Annotated in this window: 21 protein-coding genes; 10 read left to right on the top strand and 11 right to left on the bottom strand. The window is 60.7% G+C overall.

Translation table 11 applies throughout. From position 1 onward, the window contains the following. From AC1DVF_RS03215 to AC1DVF_RS03200, 4 genes are all read left to right on the top strand, one after another. Positions 1-1,059, top strand: coding sequence for an alpha-ketoacid dehydrogenase subunit beta (locus tag AC1DVF_RS03215; protein WP_003224000.1), 1,059 nt, complete (start codon positions 1-3; stop codon positions 1,057-1,059). After that, entirely contained in the window at positions 1,060-2,328 is a 1,269-nt protein-coding gene (locus AC1DVF_RS03210; protein WP_099756581.1) for a dihydrolipoamide acetyltransferase family protein, read from the top strand. A gap of 7 nt (positions 2,329-2,335) precedes the next feature. Beyond that, positions 2,336-3,709, top strand: coding sequence for a dihydrolipoyl dehydrogenase (lpdA, locus tag AC1DVF_RS03205; RefSeq protein ID WP_477781990.1), 1,374 nt, complete (start codon positions 2,336-2,338; stop codon positions 3,707-3,709). Between the two features lie 233 nt (positions 3,710-3,942). Next, on the top strand, positions 3,943-4,962 hold the full coding sequence (locus AC1DVF_RS03200; protein ID WP_007915073.1) for a branched-chain amino acid aminotransferase: 1,020 nt from the start codon (positions 3,943-3,945) through the stop codon (positions 4,960-4,962). 249 nt (positions 4,963-5,211) lie between these two features. On the opposite strand, the gene AC1DVF_RS03195 is transcribed toward AC1DVF_RS03200, so the two are convergent. The 3 genes from AC1DVF_RS03195 to AC1DVF_RS03185 form a co-directional block, all read right to left on the bottom strand. Next, positions 5,212-6,045 (bottom strand): TIGR03915 family putative DNA repair protein, encoded by an 834-nt coding sequence (locus tag AC1DVF_RS03195; RefSeq protein ID WP_093440970.1) that lies wholly within the window; start codon positions 6,043-6,045, stop codon positions 5,212-5,214. Continuing rightward, positions 6,042-7,262, bottom strand: coding sequence for a putative DNA modification/repair radical SAM protein (locus AC1DVF_RS03190; RefSeq protein ID WP_160040869.1), 1,221 nt, complete (start codon positions 7,260-7,262; stop codon positions 6,042-6,044). Before AC1DVF_RS03190 ends, AC1DVF_RS03195 begins: the two co-directional genes overlap by 4 nt. 156 nt (positions 7,263-7,418) lie before the next feature. Continuing rightward, the gene (locus tag AC1DVF_RS03185; RefSeq protein ID WP_477781989.1) at positions 7,419-8,171 is read right to left on the bottom strand and encodes an ArsR/SmtB family transcription factor; all 753 of its coding nucleotides are present in this window, start codon (positions 8,169-8,171) and stop codon (positions 7,419-7,421) included. A gap of 79 nt (positions 8,172-8,250) precedes the next feature. Between AC1DVF_RS03185 and AC1DVF_RS03180 the strand changes: the two genes are divergently transcribed. Beyond that, positions 8,251-9,354: a cytochrome P450 gene (locus tag AC1DVF_RS03180; protein WP_477781988.1), complete on the top strand. Its 1,104-nt coding sequence runs from the start codon at positions 8,251-8,253 to the stop codon at positions 9,352-9,354. Here the strand turns inward: AC1DVF_RS03180 and dmeF are convergent. The 4 genes from dmeF to AC1DVF_RS03160 all read right to left on the bottom strand — a co-directional run bounded on the left by dmeF (position 9,351) and on the right by AC1DVF_RS03160 (position 12,652). Further along, entirely contained in the window at positions 9,351-10,280 is a 930-nt protein-coding gene (dmeF, locus tag AC1DVF_RS03175; protein WP_477781987.1) for a CDF family Co(II)/Ni(II) efflux transporter DmeF, read from the bottom strand. The genes AC1DVF_RS03180 and dmeF overlap by 4 nt on opposite strands. An 11-nt stretch (positions 10,281-10,291) precedes the next feature. Beyond that, complete coding sequence (locus AC1DVF_RS03170) at positions 10,292-10,567, bottom strand: metal/formaldehyde-sensitive transcriptional repressor (RefSeq protein WP_186624568.1); 276 nt, start codon at positions 10,565-10,567, stop codon at positions 10,292-10,294. A 156-nt stretch (positions 10,568-10,723) separates the two neighbouring features. After that, on the bottom strand, positions 10,724-12,043 hold the full coding sequence (locus AC1DVF_RS03165) for an Nramp family divalent metal transporter (RefSeq protein ID WP_477781986.1): 1,320 nt from the start codon (positions 12,041-12,043) through the stop codon (positions 10,724-10,726). A 72-nt stretch (positions 12,044-12,115) separates the two neighbouring features. Further along, positions 12,116-12,652, bottom strand: a complete 537-nt coding sequence (locus tag AC1DVF_RS03160; RefSeq protein ID WP_099756586.1) for a chalcone isomerase family protein — start codon at positions 12,650-12,652, stop codon at positions 12,116-12,118. 147 nt (positions 12,653-12,799) lie between these two features. Between AC1DVF_RS03160 and AC1DVF_RS03155 the strand changes: the two genes are divergently transcribed. Together AC1DVF_RS03155 and AC1DVF_RS03150 are read left to right on the top strand one after the other, a co-directional pair. Next, entirely contained in the window at positions 12,800-13,573 is a 774-nt protein-coding gene (locus AC1DVF_RS03155; protein ID WP_477781985.1) for a hypothetical protein, read from the top strand. Between the two features lie 84 nt (positions 13,574-13,657). Beyond that, entirely contained in the window at positions 13,658-14,215 is a 558-nt protein-coding gene (locus AC1DVF_RS03150) for a DcrB/PsbP domain-containing protein (protein WP_477781984.1), read from the top strand. Here the strand turns inward: AC1DVF_RS03150 and AC1DVF_RS03145 are convergent. From AC1DVF_RS03145 to AC1DVF_RS03130, 4 genes are all read right to left on the bottom strand, one after another. Next, a complete protein-coding gene (locus tag AC1DVF_RS03145) occupies positions 14,205-14,921 on the bottom strand; it encodes an alpha/beta hydrolase (RefSeq protein ID WP_477781983.1) in 717 nt (238 codons plus the stop codon). The two genes, AC1DVF_RS03150 and AC1DVF_RS03145, sit on opposite strands and share 11 nt — an antisense overlap. Positions 14,922-15,103: 182 nt before the next feature. After that, on the bottom strand, positions 15,104-16,216 hold the full coding sequence (locus AC1DVF_RS03140) for a M14 family metallopeptidase (protein ID WP_477781982.1): 1,113 nt from the start codon (positions 16,214-16,216) through the stop codon (positions 15,104-15,106). Positions 16,217-16,426: 210 nt separating this feature from the next. Then, positions 16,427-17,206 carry an ABC transporter substrate-binding protein gene (locus tag AC1DVF_RS03135; protein WP_477781981.1) on the bottom strand — a complete coding sequence of 260 codons (780 nt, stop codon included), beginning with the start codon at positions 17,204-17,206 and terminating at the stop codon, positions 16,427-16,429. Positions 17,207-17,453: 247 nt separating this feature from the next. Further along, the gene (locus AC1DVF_RS03130; RefSeq protein WP_477781980.1) at positions 17,454-17,882 is read right to left on the bottom strand and encodes a rhodanese-like domain-containing protein; all 429 of its coding nucleotides are present in this window, start codon (positions 17,880-17,882) and stop codon (positions 17,454-17,456) included. A gap of 101 nt (positions 17,883-17,983) precedes the next feature. Between AC1DVF_RS03130 and ftrA the strand changes: the two genes are divergently transcribed. The 3 genes from ftrA to AC1DVF_RS03115 all read left to right on the top strand — a co-directional run bounded on the left by ftrA (position 17,984) and on the right by AC1DVF_RS03115 (position 20,059). Continuing rightward, complete coding sequence (gene ftrA, locus AC1DVF_RS03125; protein WP_477781979.1) at positions 17,984-18,958, top strand: transcriptional regulator FtrA; 975 nt, start codon at positions 17,984-17,986, stop codon at positions 18,956-18,958. Between the two features lie 448 nt (positions 18,959-19,406). Beyond that, entirely contained in the window at positions 19,407-19,787 is a 381-nt protein-coding gene (locus tag AC1DVF_RS03120; RefSeq protein ID WP_122843457.1) for a DUF6124 family protein, read from the top strand. A gap of 2 nt (positions 19,788-19,789) precedes the next feature. Further along, a complete protein-coding gene (locus AC1DVF_RS03115) occupies positions 19,790-20,059 on the top strand; it encodes a hypothetical protein (RefSeq protein WP_007915053.1) in 270 nt (89 codons plus the stop codon). Positions 20,060-20,309 lie beyond the last annotated feature (250 nt).

Raw genomic sequence — 20,309 nt, 5'->3', positions numbered from 1 at the left:
ATGAACGATCACAACAACAATATTCAGTTGGAAACCGCCATGACCACGACCACCATGACCATGATCCAGGCCCTGCGCTCGGCCATGGATGTGATGCTTGAGCGTGACGACAATGTGGTGGTGTTCGGTCAAGACGTCGGCTACTTCGGCGGCGTGTTCCGTTGCACCGAAGGCCTGCAGACCAAGTACGGCACCTCGCGCGTATTCGACGCCCCGATCTCCGAAAGCGGCATCGTCGGCGTGGCCGTGGGCATGGGCGCTTACGGTCTGCGTCCGGTCGCCGAGATTCAGTTCGCCGACTACGTCTACCCCGCCTCCGACCAAATCATTTCCGAAGCGGCGCGCCTGCGTTATCGCTCGGCCGGCGAGTTCACCGCGCCGATGACCCTGCGCATGCCTTGCGGCGGCGGCATCTACGGCGGCCAGACCCACAGCCAGAGCATCGAGGCGATGTTCACTCAGGTTTGCGGTCTGCGCACGGTCATGCCATCCAACCCGTATGACGCCAAAGGCTTGCTGATCGCCTCCATCGAAAACGATGACCCGGTGATCTTCCTTGAGCCGAAACGTCTGTACAACGGCCCGTTCGACGGCCACCACGATCGCCCGGTAACGCCGTGGTCGAAACACCCGCAAGCCCAGGTGCCGGACGGTTACTACACCGTGCCGCTGGACGTCGCGGCGATCACCCGTCCGGGCAAGGACGTGACCGTGCTGACCTACGGCACCACCGTCTACGTTTCGCAAGTCGCGGCCGAAGAATCCGGCGTTGATGCCGAAGTCATCGACCTGCGCAGCCTGTGGCCGCTGGACCTGGAAACCATCGTCAAGTCGGTGAAGAAGACCGGCCGTTGCGTGGTGGTTCACGAAGCCACCCGCACTTGCGGTTTCGGCGCCGAACTGGTGTCGCTGGTGCAAGAGCATTGCTTCCATCACCTGGAAGCGCCGATCGAACGCGTCACCGGTTGGGACACCCCCTACCCGCACGCGCAAGAGTGGGCGTATTTCCCAGGGCCGTCCCGAGTGGGCGCAGCGCTGAAACGGGTTATGGAGGTCTGAATGGGCACGCACGTTATCAAGATGCCGGACATCGGCGAAGGCATCGCAGAAGTAGAACTGTCGCAGTGGCACGTCAAGGTTGGCGATCTGGTGGTTGAAGACCAGGTGCTGGCGGACGTGATGACCGACAAGGCGATGGTCGATATTCCATCGCCGGTACACGGGAAAGTGATTGCGCTCGGTGGTCAGCCGGGTGAAGTGATGGCGGTTGGCAGTGTGTTGATCAGCATTGAGGTGGAAGGGGCCGGCAATCTGAAAGAATCGGCCGCGCCTGCTCCCGTCAAAGAAGCACCTGCTGCACCGAAAGCTGAAACCGTGGTGGAAAGCAAACCTGCTGCCGCACCACGTCCAGCTGCAGTTTGCCAAGGCCCGATGGTTGCCCGCGAAGCGGATGAGCGCCCACTGGCCTCGCCGGCCGTGCGCAAACATGCACTGGATCTGGGGATTCAATTGCGTCTGGTACGCGGTTCCGGCCCGGCCGGTCGTGTGTTGCACGAAGACCTCGAGGCCTATCTGGCGCAGGGTCAGTCAAATGCTTCGGCGCCGGTTGCCGCTGCTTACGCACAGCGTAACGACGAAGAACAGATTCAAGTCATCGGCATGCGCCGCAAGATCGCCCAACGCATGCAGGACGCCACTCAGCGTGCCGCGCATTTCAGCTACGTCGAAGAAATCGACGTCACCGCGATTGAAGAACTGCGCGCGCATCTCAATGAAAAACACGGCGCCAGCCGTGGCAAGTTGACCTTGCTGCCGTTCCTCGTCCGCGCTCTGGTTGTGGCCCTGCGCGACTTCCCGCAGATGAATGCCCGTTACGACGACGAAGCCCAGGTCATCACTCGCCTCGGCGCGGTGCATGTCGGCGTCGCCACGCAAAGCGATGTCGGCCTGATGGTGCCGGTGGTGCGTCACGCCGAGGCGCGCAGCCTGTGGGACAGTGCTACAGAAATCTCGCGTTTGGCCAACGCCGCGCGTAATGGCAAGGCCAGCCGTGATGAACTGTCCGGCTCGACCATCACCCTGACCAGCCTCGGTGCACTGGGCGGCATCGTCAGCACGCCGGTGCTGAATCTGCCGGAAGTAGCGATCGTCGGCGTCAACAAAATCGTCGAACGGCCTATGGTCGTCAAAGGCCAGGTGGTGATCCGCAAGATGATGAACCTCTCCAGCTCCTTCGATCACCGCGTGGTCGACGGCATGGACGCGGCGCTCTTCATCCAGGCCATTCGTGGCTTGATCGAACAACCTGCCACTTTGTTTGTGGAGTAAGGCGCGCATGCAATCTCTGAACACTACGCTGCTGATCATTGGCGGTGGCCCCGGCGGCTATGTAACGGCGATTCGCGCCGGGCAACTGGGCATCCCGACGATTCTGGTCGAAGGCCAATCGCTGGGCGGCACCTGCCTGAACATCGGCTGCATCCCGTCGAAAGCGCTGATTCATGTGGCTGAGCAGTTTCACCAGACCCGGCATCACAGCCAGCATTCGGCGCTGGGCATCAGCGTTGCCGCACCGAGCCTCGACATCACGAAAAGCGTCGAGTGGAAGGACGGCATCGTTGATCGCCTGACCACTGGCGTCGCTGCCTTGCTGAAAAAGAACAAGGTTCAGGTCATCAATGGCTGGGCCAAAGTCATCGACGGCAAGACTGTTGAAGTCGGCGACACGCGCATCCACTGCGAACATTTGGTGCTGGCCACCGGTTCGACCAGCGTCAATCTGCCGATCCTGCCGATTGGCGGGCCGATCATCTCCTCCACCGAAGCGCTGGCGCCGAAATCCGTGCCTAAGCGTCTGGTGGTGGTTGGCGGTGGTTACATTGGTCTGGAACTGGGCATTGCTTATCGCAAGCTTGGCGCTGACGTCAGTGTGGTCGAGGCGCAGGATCGTATCTTGCCGGCCTACGATGCGGAGCTGACGCAACCGGTGCATGAAGCGTTGAAGCAACTGGGCGTTAAGCTGTATCTGAAACACAGCGTGCTGGGTTTCGATGGCACGTTGCAGGTGCGCGATCCGGAAGGCGAAACCCTGAACCTGGAAACCGATCAGGTGTTGGTCGCTGTCGGCCGCAAACCGAATACCCAGGGCTGGAACCTCGAAGCGCTGAATCTGGATATGAACGGCTCGGCGATCAAGATCGACAGCCGCTGCCAGACCAGCATGCGCAACGTTTACGCCATCGGCGACTTGAGCGGCGAGCCGATGCTGGCCCACCGCGCCATGGCTCAGGGCGAGATGGTTGYCGAGTTGATCAGCGGCAAAACCCGTGAATTCAACCCGACTGCGATTGCTGCCGTGTGCTTCACCGACCCGGAACTGGTGGTGGTCGGCAAGACCCCGGACGAGGCCAAGGCTGCAGGTGTGGACTGCATTGTTTCCAGTTTCCCGTTCGCCGCCAACGGCCGGGCGATGACGCTGGAGTCAAAAAGCGGCTTCGTGCGGGTGGTCGCTCGTCGGGATAACCATGTGATTGTTGGCTGGCAGGCTGTGGGCGTCGGGGTTTCCGAATTGTCGACAGCGTTTGCGCAAAGCCTGGAAATGGGCGCGCGGCTGGAAGACATCGGCGGCACCATTCACGCGCATCCGACCCTGGGTGAAGCGGTGCAGGAAGCGGCGTTGCGTGCTTTGGGGCATGCGTTGCACCTGTGATGATGGGTGGCTGTGATGGCCCCTTCGCGAGCAGGCTCGCTCCCACAATGGGAATGCATTTCAAATGTGGGAGCGAGCCTGCTCGCGAATTCTCAGGGGCAACACGATTTATCTGTCTGTCATCCGATAGTCCGGGCTGCGAAACCGCTCAAGAATGAAGTATTGTTGTGCCCATCCAAAAAACGTCAGAAGCCTTGAACCGTTTCGGCGGTTGTTCAGTGATAGAGGGTGTCATGGGTAACGAAAGCATCAATTGGGACAAGCTGGGTTTTGATTACATCAAGACCGACAAACGCTATCTGTCGTACTTTCGCGATGGCGAGTGGGACAAAGGCACCCTGACCGAAGATAACGTGCTGCACATCAGCGAAGGCTCGACGGCCCTTCACTATGGCCAGCAGTGCTTCGAAGGCATGAAGGCCTATCGTTGCAAGGACGGCTCGATCAACCTGTTCCGCCCGGACCAGAACGCCCTGCGCATGCAACGCAGCTGCGCGCGTCTGCTGATGCCGACGGTCGACACCGAGCAGTTCATCGAAGCCTGCAAAGCCGTGGTTCGCGCCAACGAGCGCTTCATTCCGCCCTACGGCACCGGCGGCGCGCTGTACCTGCGTCCGTTCGTGATCGGCGTCGGTGACAACATCGGCGTGCGCACTGCGCCCGAGTTCATCTTTTCGATCTTCTGCATCCCGGTCGGCGCCTACTTCAAGGGCGGCCTGACCCCGCACAACTTCCAGATCTCCAGCTACGACCGCGCCGCCCCACAAGGCACCGGCGCAGCCAAGGTCGGCGGCAACTACGCGGCCAGCCTGATGCCGGGCTCGAAAGCGAAGAAAGCCAACTTCGCCGACGCGATCTATCTGGATCCGATGACCCACACCAAGATCGAAGAAGTCGGTTCGGCCAACTTCTTCGGGATCACCCACGACAACAAGTTCATCACCCCGAACTCGCCGTCGGTTCTGCCAGGCATCACCCGCCTGTCGTTGATCGAACTGGCCAAGACCCGTCTGGGCCTGGAAGTGGTGGAAGGTGATGTGCTGATCGACAAACTGTCGGACTTCAAAGAAGCCGGCGCTTGCGGTACTGCTGCGGTGATCACCCCGATCGGTGGCATCAGCTACAACGACCATCTGCATGTGTTCCATAGCGAGACCGAAGTGGGTCCTGTGACCCAGAAGCTCTACAAAGAGCTGACTGGCGTGCAGACCGGCGACATCGAAGCGCCAGCGGGCTGGATCGTCAAGGTTTGATTTGACGGGTGTTGATGTAGAAAAGCCCTCCACCGAGTGATTGGTGGGGGGCTTTTTTATGGCGTTTGGCGCAGTATTTGTGGCGTGCTGGAGATCTTTTCCCCCTCACCCCAGCCCTCTCCCCCAAGGGGGCGAGGGGGAAAGGGGGCCGATCTATGTGGTATTCAAAATCTGAGTTCGACGCGGACTTTCAGGTCGATGGATCAAGTCCAAACACCTCTGTCAGTCCCCTCTCCCTCCGGGAGAGGGTTAGGGTGAGGGGCTTTTCAGCGTTATCCGTTTACCAAGCCGATCAGCAATCCCACTCGCCTGCCCATTCTGCTGCTTACCCATCCGCGCCTGCGTAATCAACCCGGGAATCAACTCCCCCTCCGGCAGATTCTTCCAGAACCGCGCCGGCAAATGCCCCTGCATAACCTTCTCGTTCAACCGCGCTGGATTAAAGATGTGGCTGTAATAGGTCAGCCAAAGATCACCATGAGGATCGTCGACGTTCTGCGCCAACTGCTGCCATTCCAGCGGGCATTGCCGTTGATGGATCAGTTGCTCGCCATCGTAATAGACCCCGTCACGCGGGGTGGCGATCAACCAGCGATGGCGGCCCATTCGCCCGATGAAATGCTCACTGGCGCTGTGCAGAATGTCGTGGGCCGGCTCATGCCAAGCCACATATTGCGGACCCGCGCTGGATGAAGGCCGCTCGATGAAACGCACAAACGCATGCAGATGATGAGCTTCCCGATGCACTTGTTTGATCCGTCGCTGCAACTCGCTGCCGAGTTTGTCCCCGGCCATCATCGCGGTACGGTCGCCGTGGCTGACGCGCCACAGCACTTCATACAGCAAACTCCAGCGTTGATCACCGCGATAACGCGAGGCCTGTTCCAGAGTGTCGAGCAGCGCTCGCGGAATACGTGCCTGAAATGGCCCCTGCCCTTCAGGCACCGGCTCATCACTGGCAAACAGATCACCCACACCTTGCGAGGCCCAGCTCACCAGACTCGGATCGACTTCATGGCTTAGCAGCCAGCGCGCCTGCTGGCGCCAGGTGTCGAACAGGTCGTCGCAATCGAGATTGATCATCCCCACAACCCCATCTGCTGCGGCATCGGCCGGTCACGCAATTGCTGATAGAGCAAATGGCTGGTGACCTCGGCCTGCTGCGGGTGATAGTCGCTGGTGATGATGAACGGCTTGGCCTTGGCCAGCACGCAGCGCATACGCGCGACGTCTTCGTAACGGATGCGCCGCTGGCGGCGCAGCTCGACCAGTCGTTCGGTGGTGCGCAAGCCGATACCGGGAATACGCGCAATCAGGGACGCTTCGGCACGGTTCAGATCGAGCGGAAACACTTCGCGGTTCTGCAACGCCCAGGCCAGTTTCGGGTCGATGTCCAGCGCAAGATTACCCGGCCCCTTGAGCAATTCATCAGCACTGTAGCCGTAGCTGCGCAGGAGAAAATCGGCCTGATATAAACGGTGTTCGCGCATCAGCGGCGGCGCGGCCAGTGGCACGCTTTTCGGGCTGTCGGGAATCGGGCTGAAGGCCGAATAGTAGACCCGGCGCAAACGGAAATTGCCGTACAAGGCCTGGGCGCTGTGGAGGATGGTGCTGTCATCGGTGTCATCGGCGCCGACAATCAGTTGCGTGCTCTGCCCGGCCGGGGCGAATTTCGCCGAGCGCGGTTCGTTCAACACGGTCTGCACGCCGGTGTAGATGGTGTTCATCGCCTGCTTGATCGAAGTGATGTCCTTCTCCGGCGCCAGCACTTGCAGGCTGGCATCGGTCGGCAGCTCGATGTTGACGCTCAGGCGATCGGCGTAGCGCCCTGCTTCTTCGATCAATGCCGGATCGGCTTCGGGAATGGTCTTGAGATGGATGTACCCGCGAAACTCATGCTCTTCACGCAGCAGCTTCGCCACCCGCACCAGTTGCTCCATGGTGTAGTCCGCCGAGCGAATGATGCCGGAACTGAGAAACAGCCCGCTGACGCAGTTACGCCGGTAGAAATCCATGGTCAGCGCCACGACTTCCTCGGGGGTGAAACGAGCGCGCGGAACATCGCTGGAGCGTCGATTGACACAATATTGGCAATCGTAAAGGCAGAAGTTGGTCAGCAGAATCTTCAACAACGACACGCAGCGCCCGTCCGGCGTGTAGCTATGGCAGATGCCCATGCCATCAGTCGAGCCCAGCCCGCTCTTGCCCTCGGAGCTGCGCTTGGGCGCGCCGCTGCTCGCGCAGGAGGCGTCGTACTTGGCGGCGTCGGCGAGGATGCTGAGCTTGTCGATGATTTGCATGGCGCGGGCTCTATACTGTTTTTATATACAGTATAGGGTCGGCAGCGGTGATACAAGGTGGCAGATGCGCCCCTCGTCGGTCAGAAGCTGAAAATCAAAAGATCGCAGCCTTCGGCAGCTCCTACAGGAGTCGCGTACACCCAATAAATCTCAGCCCTACCCAATCCATGTAGGAGCTGCCGAAGGCTGCGATCCTTTGATCTTGTGGTTTTCAATCGGCAACTCAACACCAAACCGCGCGCTGATCTCCTTACGCCCCAGCGCCGTCAACGCCAGCGCCCGACTGTCCAGATCCTGGGTCACCCACTTGCGCTTCAACGCGGTCTGCAACAGCGCCGCCCCCAGCGAACCACCGAGATGCGGCCGGCGCATGCTCCAGTCCAGGCACGGACAGGCAAACTTGCGGCGCAGGCTGGTCAAATCCTGCACGTCTATTCCCAAACCAAGAAACAACGCCTCGCCGGTGCCACTCAAGCGATATGCCTGCTCGTCGGTTGCCACCAACCAACCGCCCTCGAGCAAACGGTCGTGCAGCAACACCGCCAGCGTCCCGGCCATGTGGTCATAGCAGGTGCGCGCAAATTGCAGGCGATCCGGGGTGTGCGCCTTGAACGTTGGCGCGGCGTTCTGGCCAATCACCATCAACGCTTCCAGCGCCTGCGCCACGCGCTGATCGGCGAGGCTGTAATACCGATGACGGCCCTGCACGTGCAGGCGCACCAGGGCCAGGTCCTTGAGTTTCGCCAGGTGCACGCTGGCGGTCGAGGCGCTGACTTCGGCGATCGTCGCCAATTCAGTGCTGGTGCGGGCGTGGCCGTCCATCAGCGAACAGAGGATTTTCGTTCGCGCCGGCTCGGCGATGGCGGCGGCCACTTGGGAAACGCCGATGTCTTGATGCTCTGCGTGCATAGTTCGCTCCCGGACGAATCATCGTCGTTGCGCAGTGGAGATAGTAGCAACACTTTCCCCGCCGACAAGGATGCAAACCATGAACCCGATCAGCGCCGCAACGCACGTCGATCCTTATCCCTACTACGCCGAACTGCGCGCAGAAGGTGGACTGACGTTTCATCCAGAGCTGAAACTGTGGGTCGCCAGCAGTGCCCGGGCGGTGTATGCGGTGTTGGCCCACGCCGATTGCCGCGTGCGTCCGGCGCAGGAGCCAGTGCCCAAAGCGATTGCAAAAGGCATGGCCGGCAAAGTCTTCGGCCAACTGATGCGCATGAATGACGGTGAACGCCAGCGCTGCCCGCGCGCTGCCATTGAGCCTGAGTTGGCCTCGCTCGACCTTGAGGCCGTCGACAGACTGGTCGCCGCGCGGCTGATCACGGCGGACGCCGACGGGGTGTACAAGGCAATGCTTCGTGGCCCGGTGTGCGTGGTCGCGGCGCTGCTGGGGTTCACCCCGGCGCAAGCGCGGGCGATCAGTGAATTGACGGCGGATTTCGTTGCCTGCCTGTCGCCCTTGAGCAATGACCTGCAACTGGCCGCAGCAGAGGCGGCGGCTGAACAACTGCGCGGTGACTTCATCGAATTGCTCGCCGAGCCGGCCAACCCGTTGCTCAGTGCAATCCAGCAGCGCTTCACCGGCGATGAGGAAACCTTGATCGCCAACCTGATCGGCCTCTGTTCACAGACGTTCGAAGCCTGCGCCGGCCTGATCGGCAATACGCTGCTGGCGCTACGTCGGCAGCCAGCGTTGCGCGGCGAATCCATCGAAGCATTGCTTAGCGAAGTCCAGCGCTTCGACCCGCCCGTGCAGAACACCCGGCGCTTTGTCGCCGCGTCCTGTGAGATTGCCGGTGTGCGTGTCGAAGCGGGCGATGTGATTCTAGTGCTGCTGGCCTCGGCCAATCGAGATCCGGCGCTCAACGAACAGCCGGAGCAGTTTCTGCCACAGCGCGCCAACCGCCGCAGTTTCAGTTTTGGCAGTGGTCGGCACGAGTGTCCGGGGCAAGCGCTGGCGATGAGTATTGCCTGCGCAACGGTGAGGGAAATAATCAGGCATGACATCGACCTGAATCGCTTGAACTGGCACTACAAGCCTTCACTCAATGGGCGCATTCCAGTGTTCAGCGATGCTCAACCCTAAGCACTGTGCAACTCGATGGTCAGGTGTGACAGTTCATGCACCGGTGCCAGCCGTTCACGGACAACCTCGGCGGTGACGCCCGCTGCGGCCACGACGCTGACAATCGCTGCCCGCGACTGCGGGCCGACCTGCCAGACGTGCAAATCACTGATGCGCACATCGTCCGAGGTTTCCAGCAACTCGCGGATTTCAGCGGCCACGGGTTCGTCGGTGGCGTCGAGCAATACCGCCGCGCTGTCACGCATCAGGTTATAGGCCCACTTGGCAATGACCACCGCGCCGACAATCCCCATCACCGGGTCCAGCCAGACCCAACCCAGATAGCGGCCGGCCAGCAAAGCGGCAATCGCCAGCACCGACGTCAAGGCATCGGCCAGCACGTGGACATAGGCCGAACGCAGGTTGTTGTCGTGATGGTGGTGATGATCGTGCGAGTGATCATGATGATGACCATGGTCATGGCCGTGATGCCCCATCAGCAGAAAGGCGCTGACCAGGTTCACCGCCAGCCCGACGATGGCAATCACCGTGGCCTCACCGAACGCCACCGTGGTTGGCTGGAACAGGCGCAGGATCGATTCGCCGGCAATTCCCAGCGACACCAGTCCGAGCAACATGGCCGAAGCGAACCCGGCCAGATCACCGACCTTGCCGGTGCCGAAACTGTAACGGCTATTGTGCGCATGGCGCCGGGCGAAACTGTAGGCCGCCGCGGCAATCCCCAATGCGCCGGCATGGGTTGCCATGTGAAAGCCGTCCGCCAGCAATGCCATGGAACCGGTCATGTAACCGGCCACGATCTCGCCGATCATCATCACGAAGGTCAGCGCCACCACCCACAAGGTGCGGCGTGCGTTTTCGTTATGGGAAGCACCGAGAAACTGGTGGTCGTGGCGCAGGTGCTCAGCCTTGGGCGTCAGGGACATGATGCTTTCACTCATTTGGAATAACGGCGGATGGCTTGCAGCAAATCTTCGGCACCCTGAGCGCGCGCTTCGTCACTGAGATCAGGGTGCGCCACGTGTTCGCGCGTGTGGGCTTCGATGAACTGCTCCATCAAGCCATTGACCGCCCCGCGAATCGCCGCAACGAGGTGCAGGGTCTTGGCGCAATCGGCATCGCTTTCCAAGGCTTTTTCCACCGCTTGCACCTGCCCGGCAATGCGCCGAACGCGGTTGAGCAACTCGTCTTTGTGTTCATGAATGTGCGATATACCTATACCCCCTACCCCTATATGGCGCGCATGGTCGCAGATCACCCAGGAGCGAACAAGGTTGGCGGACAGAAAAGAGACAAAAGGCGAGTGACAGGGCGTTGCGGCAATGATTGCTCGCGCCGCCCCTTCAAGAGAGATCAGGCTGTCAGTGGCTCAAGCCGCCCACTGCAAAATCAGCCAGCTGTTAGCGCCGCTGATCACCACAAACAACCCCCAGGCCAGTACCCTGGTTGGCCAGCGGTTCACAAACGGCCCCATCAGTTGTTTGTCGTTAGTCATTCGAATGAGTGGGTACAAGGCAAACGGCAACTGCAGACTCAGCACCACCTGACTCAACACCAGCAATTTGCCGATCGCGTTATCGCCCATCAGCCACACGCCGACGAATGCCGGAATCAACGCCAGTCCGCGAGTAATCAAGCGCCGCTGCCAGCACGGGATCCGCAGGTTCAGATAACCCTCCATGATCACCTGCCCGGCGATGGTGCCGGTGAAGGTCGAACTCTGCCCCGACGCCAGCAACGCGACGCCGAACAACACGCTGGCCAATGCACCACCGACAAGCGGATCGAGCAAGTGGTAAGCGTCCTGAATGTCCACCACGTCGGTATGCCCGGACTGGTGGAACGCTGCCGCCGCGAGAATCAGAATCGCCGCGTTGACCAGTAACGCCAGGGCCAGCGAACCGATGGTGTCGATGCGCGCCAGTTTCACCGCGTCCTGCTTGCTGGCGAGGTCCTTGCCGATCATCCGCGTCTGCACGATCGAGGTGTGCAGGTAGAGGTTATGCGGCATCACCGTCGCGCCGAGAATACCGATGGCCAGGTACAACGGCGCCGCTTCGCCAATCGCTGCCAGCGACGGTTTGAAACCTTGGGCGACGTCCGGCCAGTAGGGTTTGATCAGCAGCAGTTMAACGAAGAAACACACGCCGATGGTCGCGACCAATACCAGCATGATTGCTTCCAGACGGCGAAAACCGCGATTTTGCAGGGCCAGCACCAGCAAGGTGTCGAACGCGGTCAGGGCGATGCCGAAGGTCAGCGAACAGCCGAGCAACAAATGAAACGCCAGCGCACAACCCAGCACTTCAGCCAGATCGGTGGCGATGATCGAGATTTCCGCCAACACCCACTGCAGCCGTGCGGTCGGTGTGCTGTAGCGCTCGCGGGACAGTTGCGCCAGATCGCGGCCGGTGGCGATGCCCAGCCGCGAGCACAGGCACTGCACGACCATGCCGGCCAGACTCGCCAGCAACACCACAAACAACAGGCTGTAGCCAAAGCGTGAACCGGCCTCGATGGCCGTGGCCCAGTTGCCCGGGTCCATGTAGCCGATCGACACCAGCAAGCCGGGGCCGGCGAAACGCAGCACGCGTTTGAAGAACGAGGCGTTGGGATCCACCGCAACACTGCCAGCCACTTCCGGCGGACAAAACGGCGCGGTGGCGATTTTGGGCAAACTGAATTTCACGCACACATCCAGAAACAAGTCGGAAAGACGCAGCTTAGAGGTTTCCGCCTGAGCCTTGAAGCGCAAAAAAATCTATCGACTCACCCCCAACAACTGTTCGCGCAGCTCCGGACTGCGCGTGCGCGGATCCAGCCAGATATCAAAAAATGCCCGGGCAAACAGCGGATCATCGATCTCATGCTGCAACTGCTGACCGACAAAAAACCGCGCGCCCTGCCCCGGCAGATACACCCCGGTAATCCGCGTGCCAGCCTGCACATCGACAAACGATTGCTGCATCTGTACCTGCCACCCGGCCAATTGCGCCGGGCTGACGCGGGCACCGGCCAGCCGTTTGATTTCGTCGACGCTGGCCTTGACCAGATCATCGCGGGAGATGTTGCGGCGGTAGATCAACTCCAGCGCAAATGGCTGGCCGTCGACCAAGGGCCGCGCGGCACTCCACAATCGCGCGTTGTAGACATCGAAACCGAACACGCTGTAATCGCCGGTGCCAATGATCTGCGCGCCGGGCACGGCGTCCTGCCAATTGGCCCAGGTCGGCGTCAGCAACAACGCCCACAAGCCGATGCCGCAGCATCCTCGCACCAGCTTCGGTGTTCTTCTCATCGCGGCATCGACTCCGGTAAACCCTGATACACACAGCATAGCCGGGTATCGCCCTCGATACTTTGTATACAAAAACTGCGCACATAGGCAGCAATCGCCGATCGACAATGCTACCGTGGCCTACCCTCAACGGACGGAGACACCTGCGTGCTGATCCTCAAACTGCTGCTGATTCCCGGTTTTCTGCTGCTGATATCCCTGGCGGGCAAACGCTGGGGGCCGAGTGTGGCCGGGTGGCTGTCGGGATTGCCGGTGGTGGTCGGGCCGATTCTGTTTTTTCTCGCCATCGAGCAGGGGCCGGCGTTCGCCGCGCAATCAGCGGTGGCGGCGTTATCGGCGATGTTCGCGATGATTGCGTTCTGCATCACCTATGCGCAGGTGGCGCAACGGGCGAACTGGCCAGTGGCACTGACGGCGTCGCTATCGGTGTGGGCCGTCATCGCGGGGGTGTTGTCACTGATCCCGGCGTCGCTGCCGTTTTCCGTGGCAGCGGCGGCGGTTGCATTGTTGGCATCGCCGTATCTGTTTCCTGCGGTACAACCGGTGCTCAACGGTCCGGCGCCGAAGTCGGACAAACTGATCTGGCGAATGATCGCCGGTGCCGCGTTGACGCTGCTGGTGACGATGCTGGCCAGCACCGTCGGCGAGCGCTGGAGCGGTTTGCTCGCGGTGTTCCCGGTGCTCGGCAGTGTAATGGCGGTGTTCTCGCAACAGACGCGCGGCCCGGCATTTACCGCCGCATTGTTAAGGGCGACGGCCACCGGCATGTATTCGTTTTCGGCGTTTTGTCTGGTCTCGGCACTGACCTTGCCGAGCATGGGGCTGAGTGGATTCGCCGTCGGTGTCGCGGTGTCGGTGGCGATGCTCGGCGTGACCAAACGCCTGTTGGCCCGTCCGCTGGCGAAAGCGCAGGCGCAGTAACCGGTCAGACGATTCGCGCTGGAACGCCCGCCCCCCTCCGTGGGATGATCGCCCGCCTCGCGCGACCACCCACCGGAGATTCACATGTCATTGTTGAGCAAAAAAGCCGTCGTCCTGCTGATGGCGGCCCTCGCCGGTTTCGGCGCCCTCCACGCGCAAGCGGCCAAGAAAAATGCCGGCACCGAGAAAGTCTCGATGCTCGAGGGCAAGTTCACCTTTGTGTTGCCTAAAGGTTTCGTCGCCGACCCGCTGCCGACCAGCCCGAGCGGAACCAAAGGCACGATGTACACCAATGAAGCGACGAAGACCGTGGTCATTACCGCTGAAAACCAGATTCCCGAAGGCCAGCACATCAAGGATAACGACGGGCAGTTCCTCGACAGCACCGTCTCGAGCTTCATCGACGACCAGCGCAAGGCCCTGCCGGACTTCAACAAACTCAGCGAAAAAAGCCTGACCCAGAAAGGCACCGGCCTTGGCCTGCGTCAGGTCGACAGCACCGCGACCCAGGGCGGTGGCCAGACCCTCAACACCACGCTGATGGCCGGCTCCGGGACGAAAATGGCGCTGGTGCAGGTGATCTCCCGCGCCAGCGACAAGAAAGGTCACGATGCTTTGGTGAAAACCATCCTCAAGGATTGAGCTGCTGCAGCCAGCCATTCAAGTCGCGCAGCTCGGCCGCACTGATACTGTGGCCGACGCCGGGATAGGCATGGAACTGCGGCTTGTAGCCCAGCTTCTGTAGCTGCGCATTAGCCTCGGTGCCGTCGTGGTAGGGCACCCGATCATCGGCGGTGCCGTGGCCGATAAAGATACTCAGCGGCAACGGCTGCTGCTCGCCTTTGAGTTCAGCTTTCAACACTGGCAATAAACGCCCGCTCAACGCAGCGATCCCGCCGACAGCGACTGGCGGCCGCAGCCCCACCTCGTAGGTCATCATCGCGCCCTGGCTGAAGCCGATCAGGTACACCTTGTTCGGGATGGTGTGATATTTCTGCGCCGCTTGCGCGATAAAGTCGCACAGCTTCTGGCCACTGACCTTCAGATCATCAGTCTCGCCGTTGTAGGCACCTTCGCCTTTCTTGCGAAACCACTGGAAACGTCCTTCACCCAACGACAACGGCGCCTGCACCGACAGGTAGTTGTATTGCGCCGGCAGTTGGAATTTCATGCCGATCAGATCGGCTTCGTTACTGCCGTAGCCGTGAAGAAAAATCACCAACGGACGCGGCTCGGCGTCGGCGTGCACCTGCTCGATGTACTTGAGCGGCAGATCGGATTGCAGCGTGGTTTGCGCCTGCACGGCGCTGGACGCCAGCAGGGTCAAGAGAGCAAAGACCTTCAACATAGAGCCTTCCTTCACGGAGTGTCGGGTTCGGGGGGGAGCCTAACATCCTGCGGCGAGGATCCAAATTCGGTGGTGTTGCTGATGCCGCCATCGCGAGCAGGCTCACTCCTACATTTGGAATGCGTTCCCCCTGTAGGAGTGAGCCTGCTCGCGATGAGGCCATTAGCCCCAACGAAGATCCTTCAGTCGTTAGTCAGTTTCCCGGTACGAAACGCCACCCGCCCCGCCACTTTTGCCTGCCAGATCCCCGGCTCGGTATAACGCCCACGATCCAGCGCAAACAGCACGCCACTGGTGCCGGCGCGCACGGTGGTCACGCGATCCTGCAACGGATCGACCACCTCGAATAGCGCATCGCCCTGCTCCACCCACTCGCCGGCATTGCGCAGGAAACTCACCACGCCATGGTGCGGCGCAAACAGGTATTCGGTGCCCTCGAACGGCAGGCCTTCGCAGCACTCGCTCGGTGCCGCCGGCCACTCGCCGCTGATGAAACCCTGCTYCGCGAGGAATCCGAGGATCGCCTCACAATTGGCCTGCGCCTGATCGACCCGGGTGTCGCCCATGCTGCCCAGTTCCAGCGTGGTCGCCAGGTTCGCCGCCGGAATCGCGGCATTCGGGAATGCCCGCGCCAGACGCAGCCAAGGCGTCGAGCAGGATTCATCGAACGAGCTGCCACCGGAATCTTCACACAGCAGCGCCACGCCGGCCTTCAAGCGCGCCGCCAGCGATCGCCACTGTGGCCAGTGCTGCGGCAGCGCGTACAAGTGAATCGCCGCGTCGAAATCACAATGCAAATCGAGGGTGATGTCGGCATCGCAGGCATGGCGCAGCAACAGGCGATGCAAGGCTTCCAGTTGCGAGGCCGGCGCCGGCAGTTCATCGAATACCTGGCCCATGGTTTGGCGGATCAGCGCAACGTTGGCCTCGGCATCAGCGCCCAGACGTTCACCGATCAACGCCGCGACCGGGGCACTGAGTTCGACGAAAGCGCGGTTGAAATTCTTGCCGCTGCCCAGTTCGAAGCGGCCCATGTGCGCGCCTTGCACGTGTTGATCGAGGCCGATCGGGTTGGCCACCGGCACCAGCTCGATCACGCCCTGCAAACGGCCTTGCTGTTCCAGTTCATTGAGGCGTTGCTTGAGTTCCCACGCGGTGCGCATGCCCGGCAGTTCATCGGCGTGCAGGCTGGCCTGGATGTAGACCTTGCGGGTGCCGGCGCCATAGCGGAACACACTGAGCGAGCGCTCGCTGCCCAAGTGGCTCCAGGGCAGAACATGGTCGATGCGTTGCATGGGAAGACTCCTGCAGTCTGGTAGATCTGGATCAATGAGATCCCTGTGGGAGCGAGCTTGCTCGCGAATGCAATTTGACAGTCAATAAAGATGTTGAATGTTAAACCGTATTCGCGAGCAAGCTCGCTCCCACAGGGATCTCCATCTGTAGAAAGAAAGCATAAAAAAAGTGGCCACCGCGCAAACGGGGCCACTTTTTTCTACGGCTTATTAATGGCCGTACACGTCAAAGTCGAAGTACTTGTCCTGGACTTTCTTGTACTCGCCATTGGCGCGGATTTCGGTGATGGCTTTGTTGAATTGATCGGCCAGCGCGGTATCGCCCTTGCGCACTGCAATGCCGGCACCGCCGCCGAAGTACTTGGCGTCTTCGTAGGTCGGGCCAACGAATTCAAAACCTTTGCCGGCGTCGGTTTTCAGGAAACCGTCGCTCAGGTTGACCGAGTCAGCCAGCATCGCGTCGATACGCCCGGAAACCATGTCGAGGTTGGCTTCCTGCTGCGAGCCGTAACGCACCAGGTCGATCCCGGCCGGCACCAGCACTTCGGTGGCGTAACGGTCGTGGGTACTGGCACGCAGCACGCCGACTTTCTTGCCCTTGAGCTCGGTCAGCGGGTCTTTGACACCGGAGCCTTCCTTCATCACGAAGCGCGCCGGGGTGTGGTAGTACTTGATGGTGAAATCGACGTTTTTCTTGCGGTCATCGGTGATGGTCATCGACGACAGAATCGCGTCGATCTTCTTCACTTTCAGCGCCGGGATCAGGCCATCGAATTCCTGCTCGACCCAGGTGCATTTGACTTTCATCTGCGCGCACAACGCATCGCCGATATCGACGTCGAAACCGGCGAGTTTGCCGTCAGGGGTTTTCATCGAGAATGGCGGGTAACCGGCTTCGATACCGATGCGGATCGGCTTGGCGTCTTCGGCCACGGCGGTCAGGGACAACATCGACAGTGCCAGGGCACCGAACATCACTAGCTTCTTCATTTATAACTCCTGTGTGCGGAGGCTTTTATTGGCAGCTTTCGATTCAGCGTTCGGTCATGGCCAATTGGCTACAAACACCGAAGTGGCCGGCAGTCTATGGCGGCGCGCACAGGGTAAATTGTGTTTAAGCGACAAATACTTATGAAAGATCGGCGCACCGATTGACCGGGGTCAACGGGTGCGCCGTCGTGGTGCAAAGGCTGTAGGACAAGCGCTTTTTTTGCTCAGGATTTCTCTTAAAAGAACGTCAGCATTCGCAGCCGATGGCGGTTTTGCCGACTGGCTCAACGCTGAGTTGAAAGCCTTCATCCAGCCATCCGCTAACCCCGCCGATCATCTCCTTGACCGGATACCCCAGCGCTGCCAGTTTCACCGCTGCCTTGTTCGCGCCATTGCAGTGCGGGCCGGCGCAATAGACCACAAACAGAGTGGTTTTCGGGTAGATCGCCAGCTCCGCCGCCGTCAGTAACCGGTTCGGGATATTGATCGCGCCCGGCACATGCCCGCGCTCAAAGGCCAGCGGACTACGGACATCGACCAGGACAAAATCGATCTCGCCAGCCTCCTGGCTACTGAAGACGTCGGAACAATCGGTTTCGAAAGTCAGACGATTGCTGAAGTGCATCAGGGCGATCGCCGACGGCGCCGCAGGAATGTCGCGAACCAGGCTGACCATGGGTGTTGCTCCTTTATCTGGACGGGTGTGAACAGACTTTATCGAGCGGTCGCTTGCGGCTACAGTGGCGCACAAGACACTCACCGGGAATTTTCCGCCAAATGCCGACATCACCAGGTCTGGTTGCGATTCTGGCCTACGACGGCCTCTGCACATTCGAGTTTGGCATCGCCGTGGAGGTCTTCGGCCTGACCCGGCCGGAGTTCGATTTCCCGTGGTACACCCACGCCATTGCGGCGGTCGATCAAGGCCCGATGCGCGCCTTGGGCGGTATTCAGGTGCTGGCCGATGGCGGTCTGGAATTGTTGGCCGAGGCGCGCACCATCATCATTCCCGGCTGGCGCGACCGTAACGCGGCGGTGCCTCCAGCATTGATCGACGCGTTGCGTCAGGCCCATGCCCGGGGCGCGCGGTTGCTATCGATCTGCTCCGGTGTATTTGTGCTGGCGGCCACCGGTTTGCTCGACGGCCACGGCGCCACCACGCATTGGCGTTACACGGCGGAACTGGCGCAGCGCTTCCCGGCGATTGCTGTCGATGCCAATGTGCTTTACGTCGACTCCGGGCAGTTGATCACCTCGGCGGGCAGCGCGGCCGGGATCGATGCCTGCCTGCATCTGGTGGCGCGGGACTTCGGCACGCAAGTCGCCAACTCGGTGGCGCGGCGACTGGTGATGTCGCCACAGCGTACTGGCGGCCAGGCGCAGTTCATTCCGACCCCGGTCAGCCCTACACCGCGCAATGATCTGTCGCGGGTGATGCAATGGGCGCGCGAGCGCTTGCATGAACCGCTGGAGGTGCGTGATCTGGCCAGTGAAGCGGCGATGAGTGAGCGCACGTTTCTGCGGCGTTTTACCGAGGCCAGTGGGCAGTCGCCGAAGGCGTGGTTGCAGCATGAACGGTTGGCGCGGGCGCGGGAGTTGCTGGAGAGTACGCCGCATAACACCGAGCAGATTGCCGAGCGTTGCGGTTATCGGTCGGTGGAGAGTTTTCGTGTGGCGTTTCGTGGTGTGGTGGGGGTGCCGCCGTCGGTGTATCGGGAGCGGTTTGGGCGGGGCGTGAGGGTTRAATCCTGAGGTGATTTTGCAGGCGCCTTCGCGAGCAAGCTCGCTCCCACAGTTTGGAATGCGGTGTTTGGAATGCGTTCCCCTGTGGGAGCGAGCTTGCTCGCGAAGGCGCCCAGTCAAACGCAGCATCATTTAGACATCAGCCACAAGGCTACAGCGCCTTGCGCCTTTGCCTACAACTACGCCAGAATCCGCCGGCTTGTGCGGCTTGGAGGTCACCGGTAACTTGGTTCGCGTCACTGAATGTTCAGTGATCGGGTTTAGTCGCTCGGTGTTTTCTCAAGTTCGCGAGCTGTTATTCAGTCTGGCATTTCCATGCCTGCACTCAATGGCGGCTATGCGCAGGGCGCTTTCGAGCGCGCCGGTAATGCTTGGGATGCCGGTCGACTAACCTGCGTATAGCTGCCACCCAATGTTTAGTCGCAAACGGTGTCAGCCTCATTGAGGTTCCCAACATATGTTCAAAATCACTCCGAATCCGCCCGAAACAGACGCGGAAATCGATCCAAATCCAACGTCCCCCTATTCCACACCAGGCTCCAGAAAACTCCACGAAGCCGCCGAACGCGCCCTCGACCACTACCTGAAACCCACACCGCCTTCACCACCGCGCAGACCCAGCACCATGTTCCTCGTCGACCCGAACACCGGCGCCGAAGACCTCATGGCCCACGCCTGCGAATCCATGGCCTCGGCCAGCATCATGCTCAGCGACTTCGCCGCCCTGCTCGACTCGCCCTACCGCAACACCGTGCTCGGCATCCAGCAAGTGGTCATGCTCGGCGAACTCGCGGTCAACCGCGCCCTCGACAAAATCGAACCCGCCCTGAGGCAATAAACATGTCCAACAAAACCGATGCACAAGTCGTCGCGGCACTGGTGGCGATGGGTTTCAACGAGCGGGACGGACGCTGGGCGCAGAACGCCTGCCTGGTGCTGTTCGAAAGCGAACGCGAAACCATCGTCGCCTCCGCCGTCACCGTCCTTCCCCAACTCGATGAACTGGAAATCGACGCCGTGCTACCCGCACTGCGCCGCGTAACCCGCCGGTTCCCCTCACTGCAAAAAACCGTGGCCGACACACTGGCCGAAATGGCCCACGCAGCCTGATTGACCGCGTGATCGTTCTTCGCGAGCAGGCTCGCTCCCACACTAGATCTGCGGCGCACTCAAATCCCATGAGCATCCGCGATCAACTGTAGGAGTGAGCCTGCTCGCGATGGCTTTCTTTCTGCTAACAAATATCTGAAAACCAGACCATAGGAAGGCCCGAGCGAGTTGGCGTACCTGCCGATGTACCCATCCTGATTTTTTACACTTGTAACAACTGTCGCAATTTCGGACCTGTCCTACATCCATC

Source organism: Pseudomonas sp. P4_D7, from assembly GCF_056401755.1.
The sequence above is the reverse complement of the archived record's forward strand: the minus strand, read 5'-3'. Positions and strand labels throughout refer to the sequence as shown.

Coding starts and splice junctions, on each gene's coding strand:
- AC1DVF_RS03215 (WP_003224000.1), top strand. CDS start 1: ATGAACGATCACAACAACAATATTCAGTTGGAAACCGCCATGACCACG.
- AC1DVF_RS03210 (WP_099756581.1), top strand. CDS start 1,060: ATGGGCACGCACGTTATCAAGATGCCGGACATCGGCGAAGGCATCGCA.
- AC1DVF_RS03200 (WP_007915073.1), top strand. CDS start 3,943: ATGGGTAACGAAAGCATCAATTGGGACAAGCTGGGTTTTGATTACATC.
- AC1DVF_RS03195 (WP_093440970.1), bottom strand. CDS start 6,045: ATGATCAATCTCGATTGCGACGACCTGTTCGACACCTGGCGCCAGCAG.
- AC1DVF_RS03190 (WP_160040869.1), bottom strand. CDS start 7,262: ATGCAAATCATCGACAAGCTCAGCATCCTCGCCGACGCCGCCAAGTAC.
- AC1DVF_RS03185 (WP_477781989.1), bottom strand. CDS start 8,171: ATGCACGCAGAGCATCAAGACATCGGCGTTTCCCAAGTGGCCGCCGCC.
- AC1DVF_RS03180 (WP_477781988.1), top strand. CDS start 8,251: ATGAACCCGATCAGCGCCGCAACGCACGTCGATCCTTATCCCTACTAC.
- dmeF (WP_477781987.1), bottom strand. CDS start 10,280: ATGTCCCTGACGCCCAAGGCTGAGCACCTGCGCCACGACCACCAGTTT.
- AC1DVF_RS03160 (WP_099756586.1), bottom strand. CDS start 12,652: ATGAGAAGAACACCGAAGCTGGTGCGAGGATGCTGCGGCATCGGCTTG.
- AC1DVF_RS03150 (WP_477781984.1), top strand. CDS start 13,658: ATGTCATTGTTGAGCAAAAAAGCCGTCGTCCTGCTGATGGCGGCCCTC.
- AC1DVF_RS03145 (WP_477781983.1), bottom strand. CDS start 14,921: ATGTTGAAGGTCTTTGCTCTCTTGACCCTGCTGGCGTCCAGCGCCGTG.
- AC1DVF_RS03135 (WP_477781981.1), bottom strand. CDS start 17,206: ATGAAGAAGCTAGTGATGTTCGGTGCCCTGGCACTGTCGATGTTGTCC.
- AC1DVF_RS03130 (WP_477781980.1), bottom strand. CDS start 17,882: ATGGTCAGCCTGGTTCGCGACATTCCTGCGGCGCCGTCGGCGATCGCC.
- AC1DVF_RS03120 (WP_122843457.1), top strand. CDS start 19,407: ATGTTCAAAATCACTCCGAATCCGCCCGAAACAGACGCGGAAATCGAT.
- AC1DVF_RS03115 (WP_007915053.1), top strand. CDS start 19,790: ATGTCCAACAAAACCGATGCACAAGTCGTCGCGGCACTGGTGGCGATG.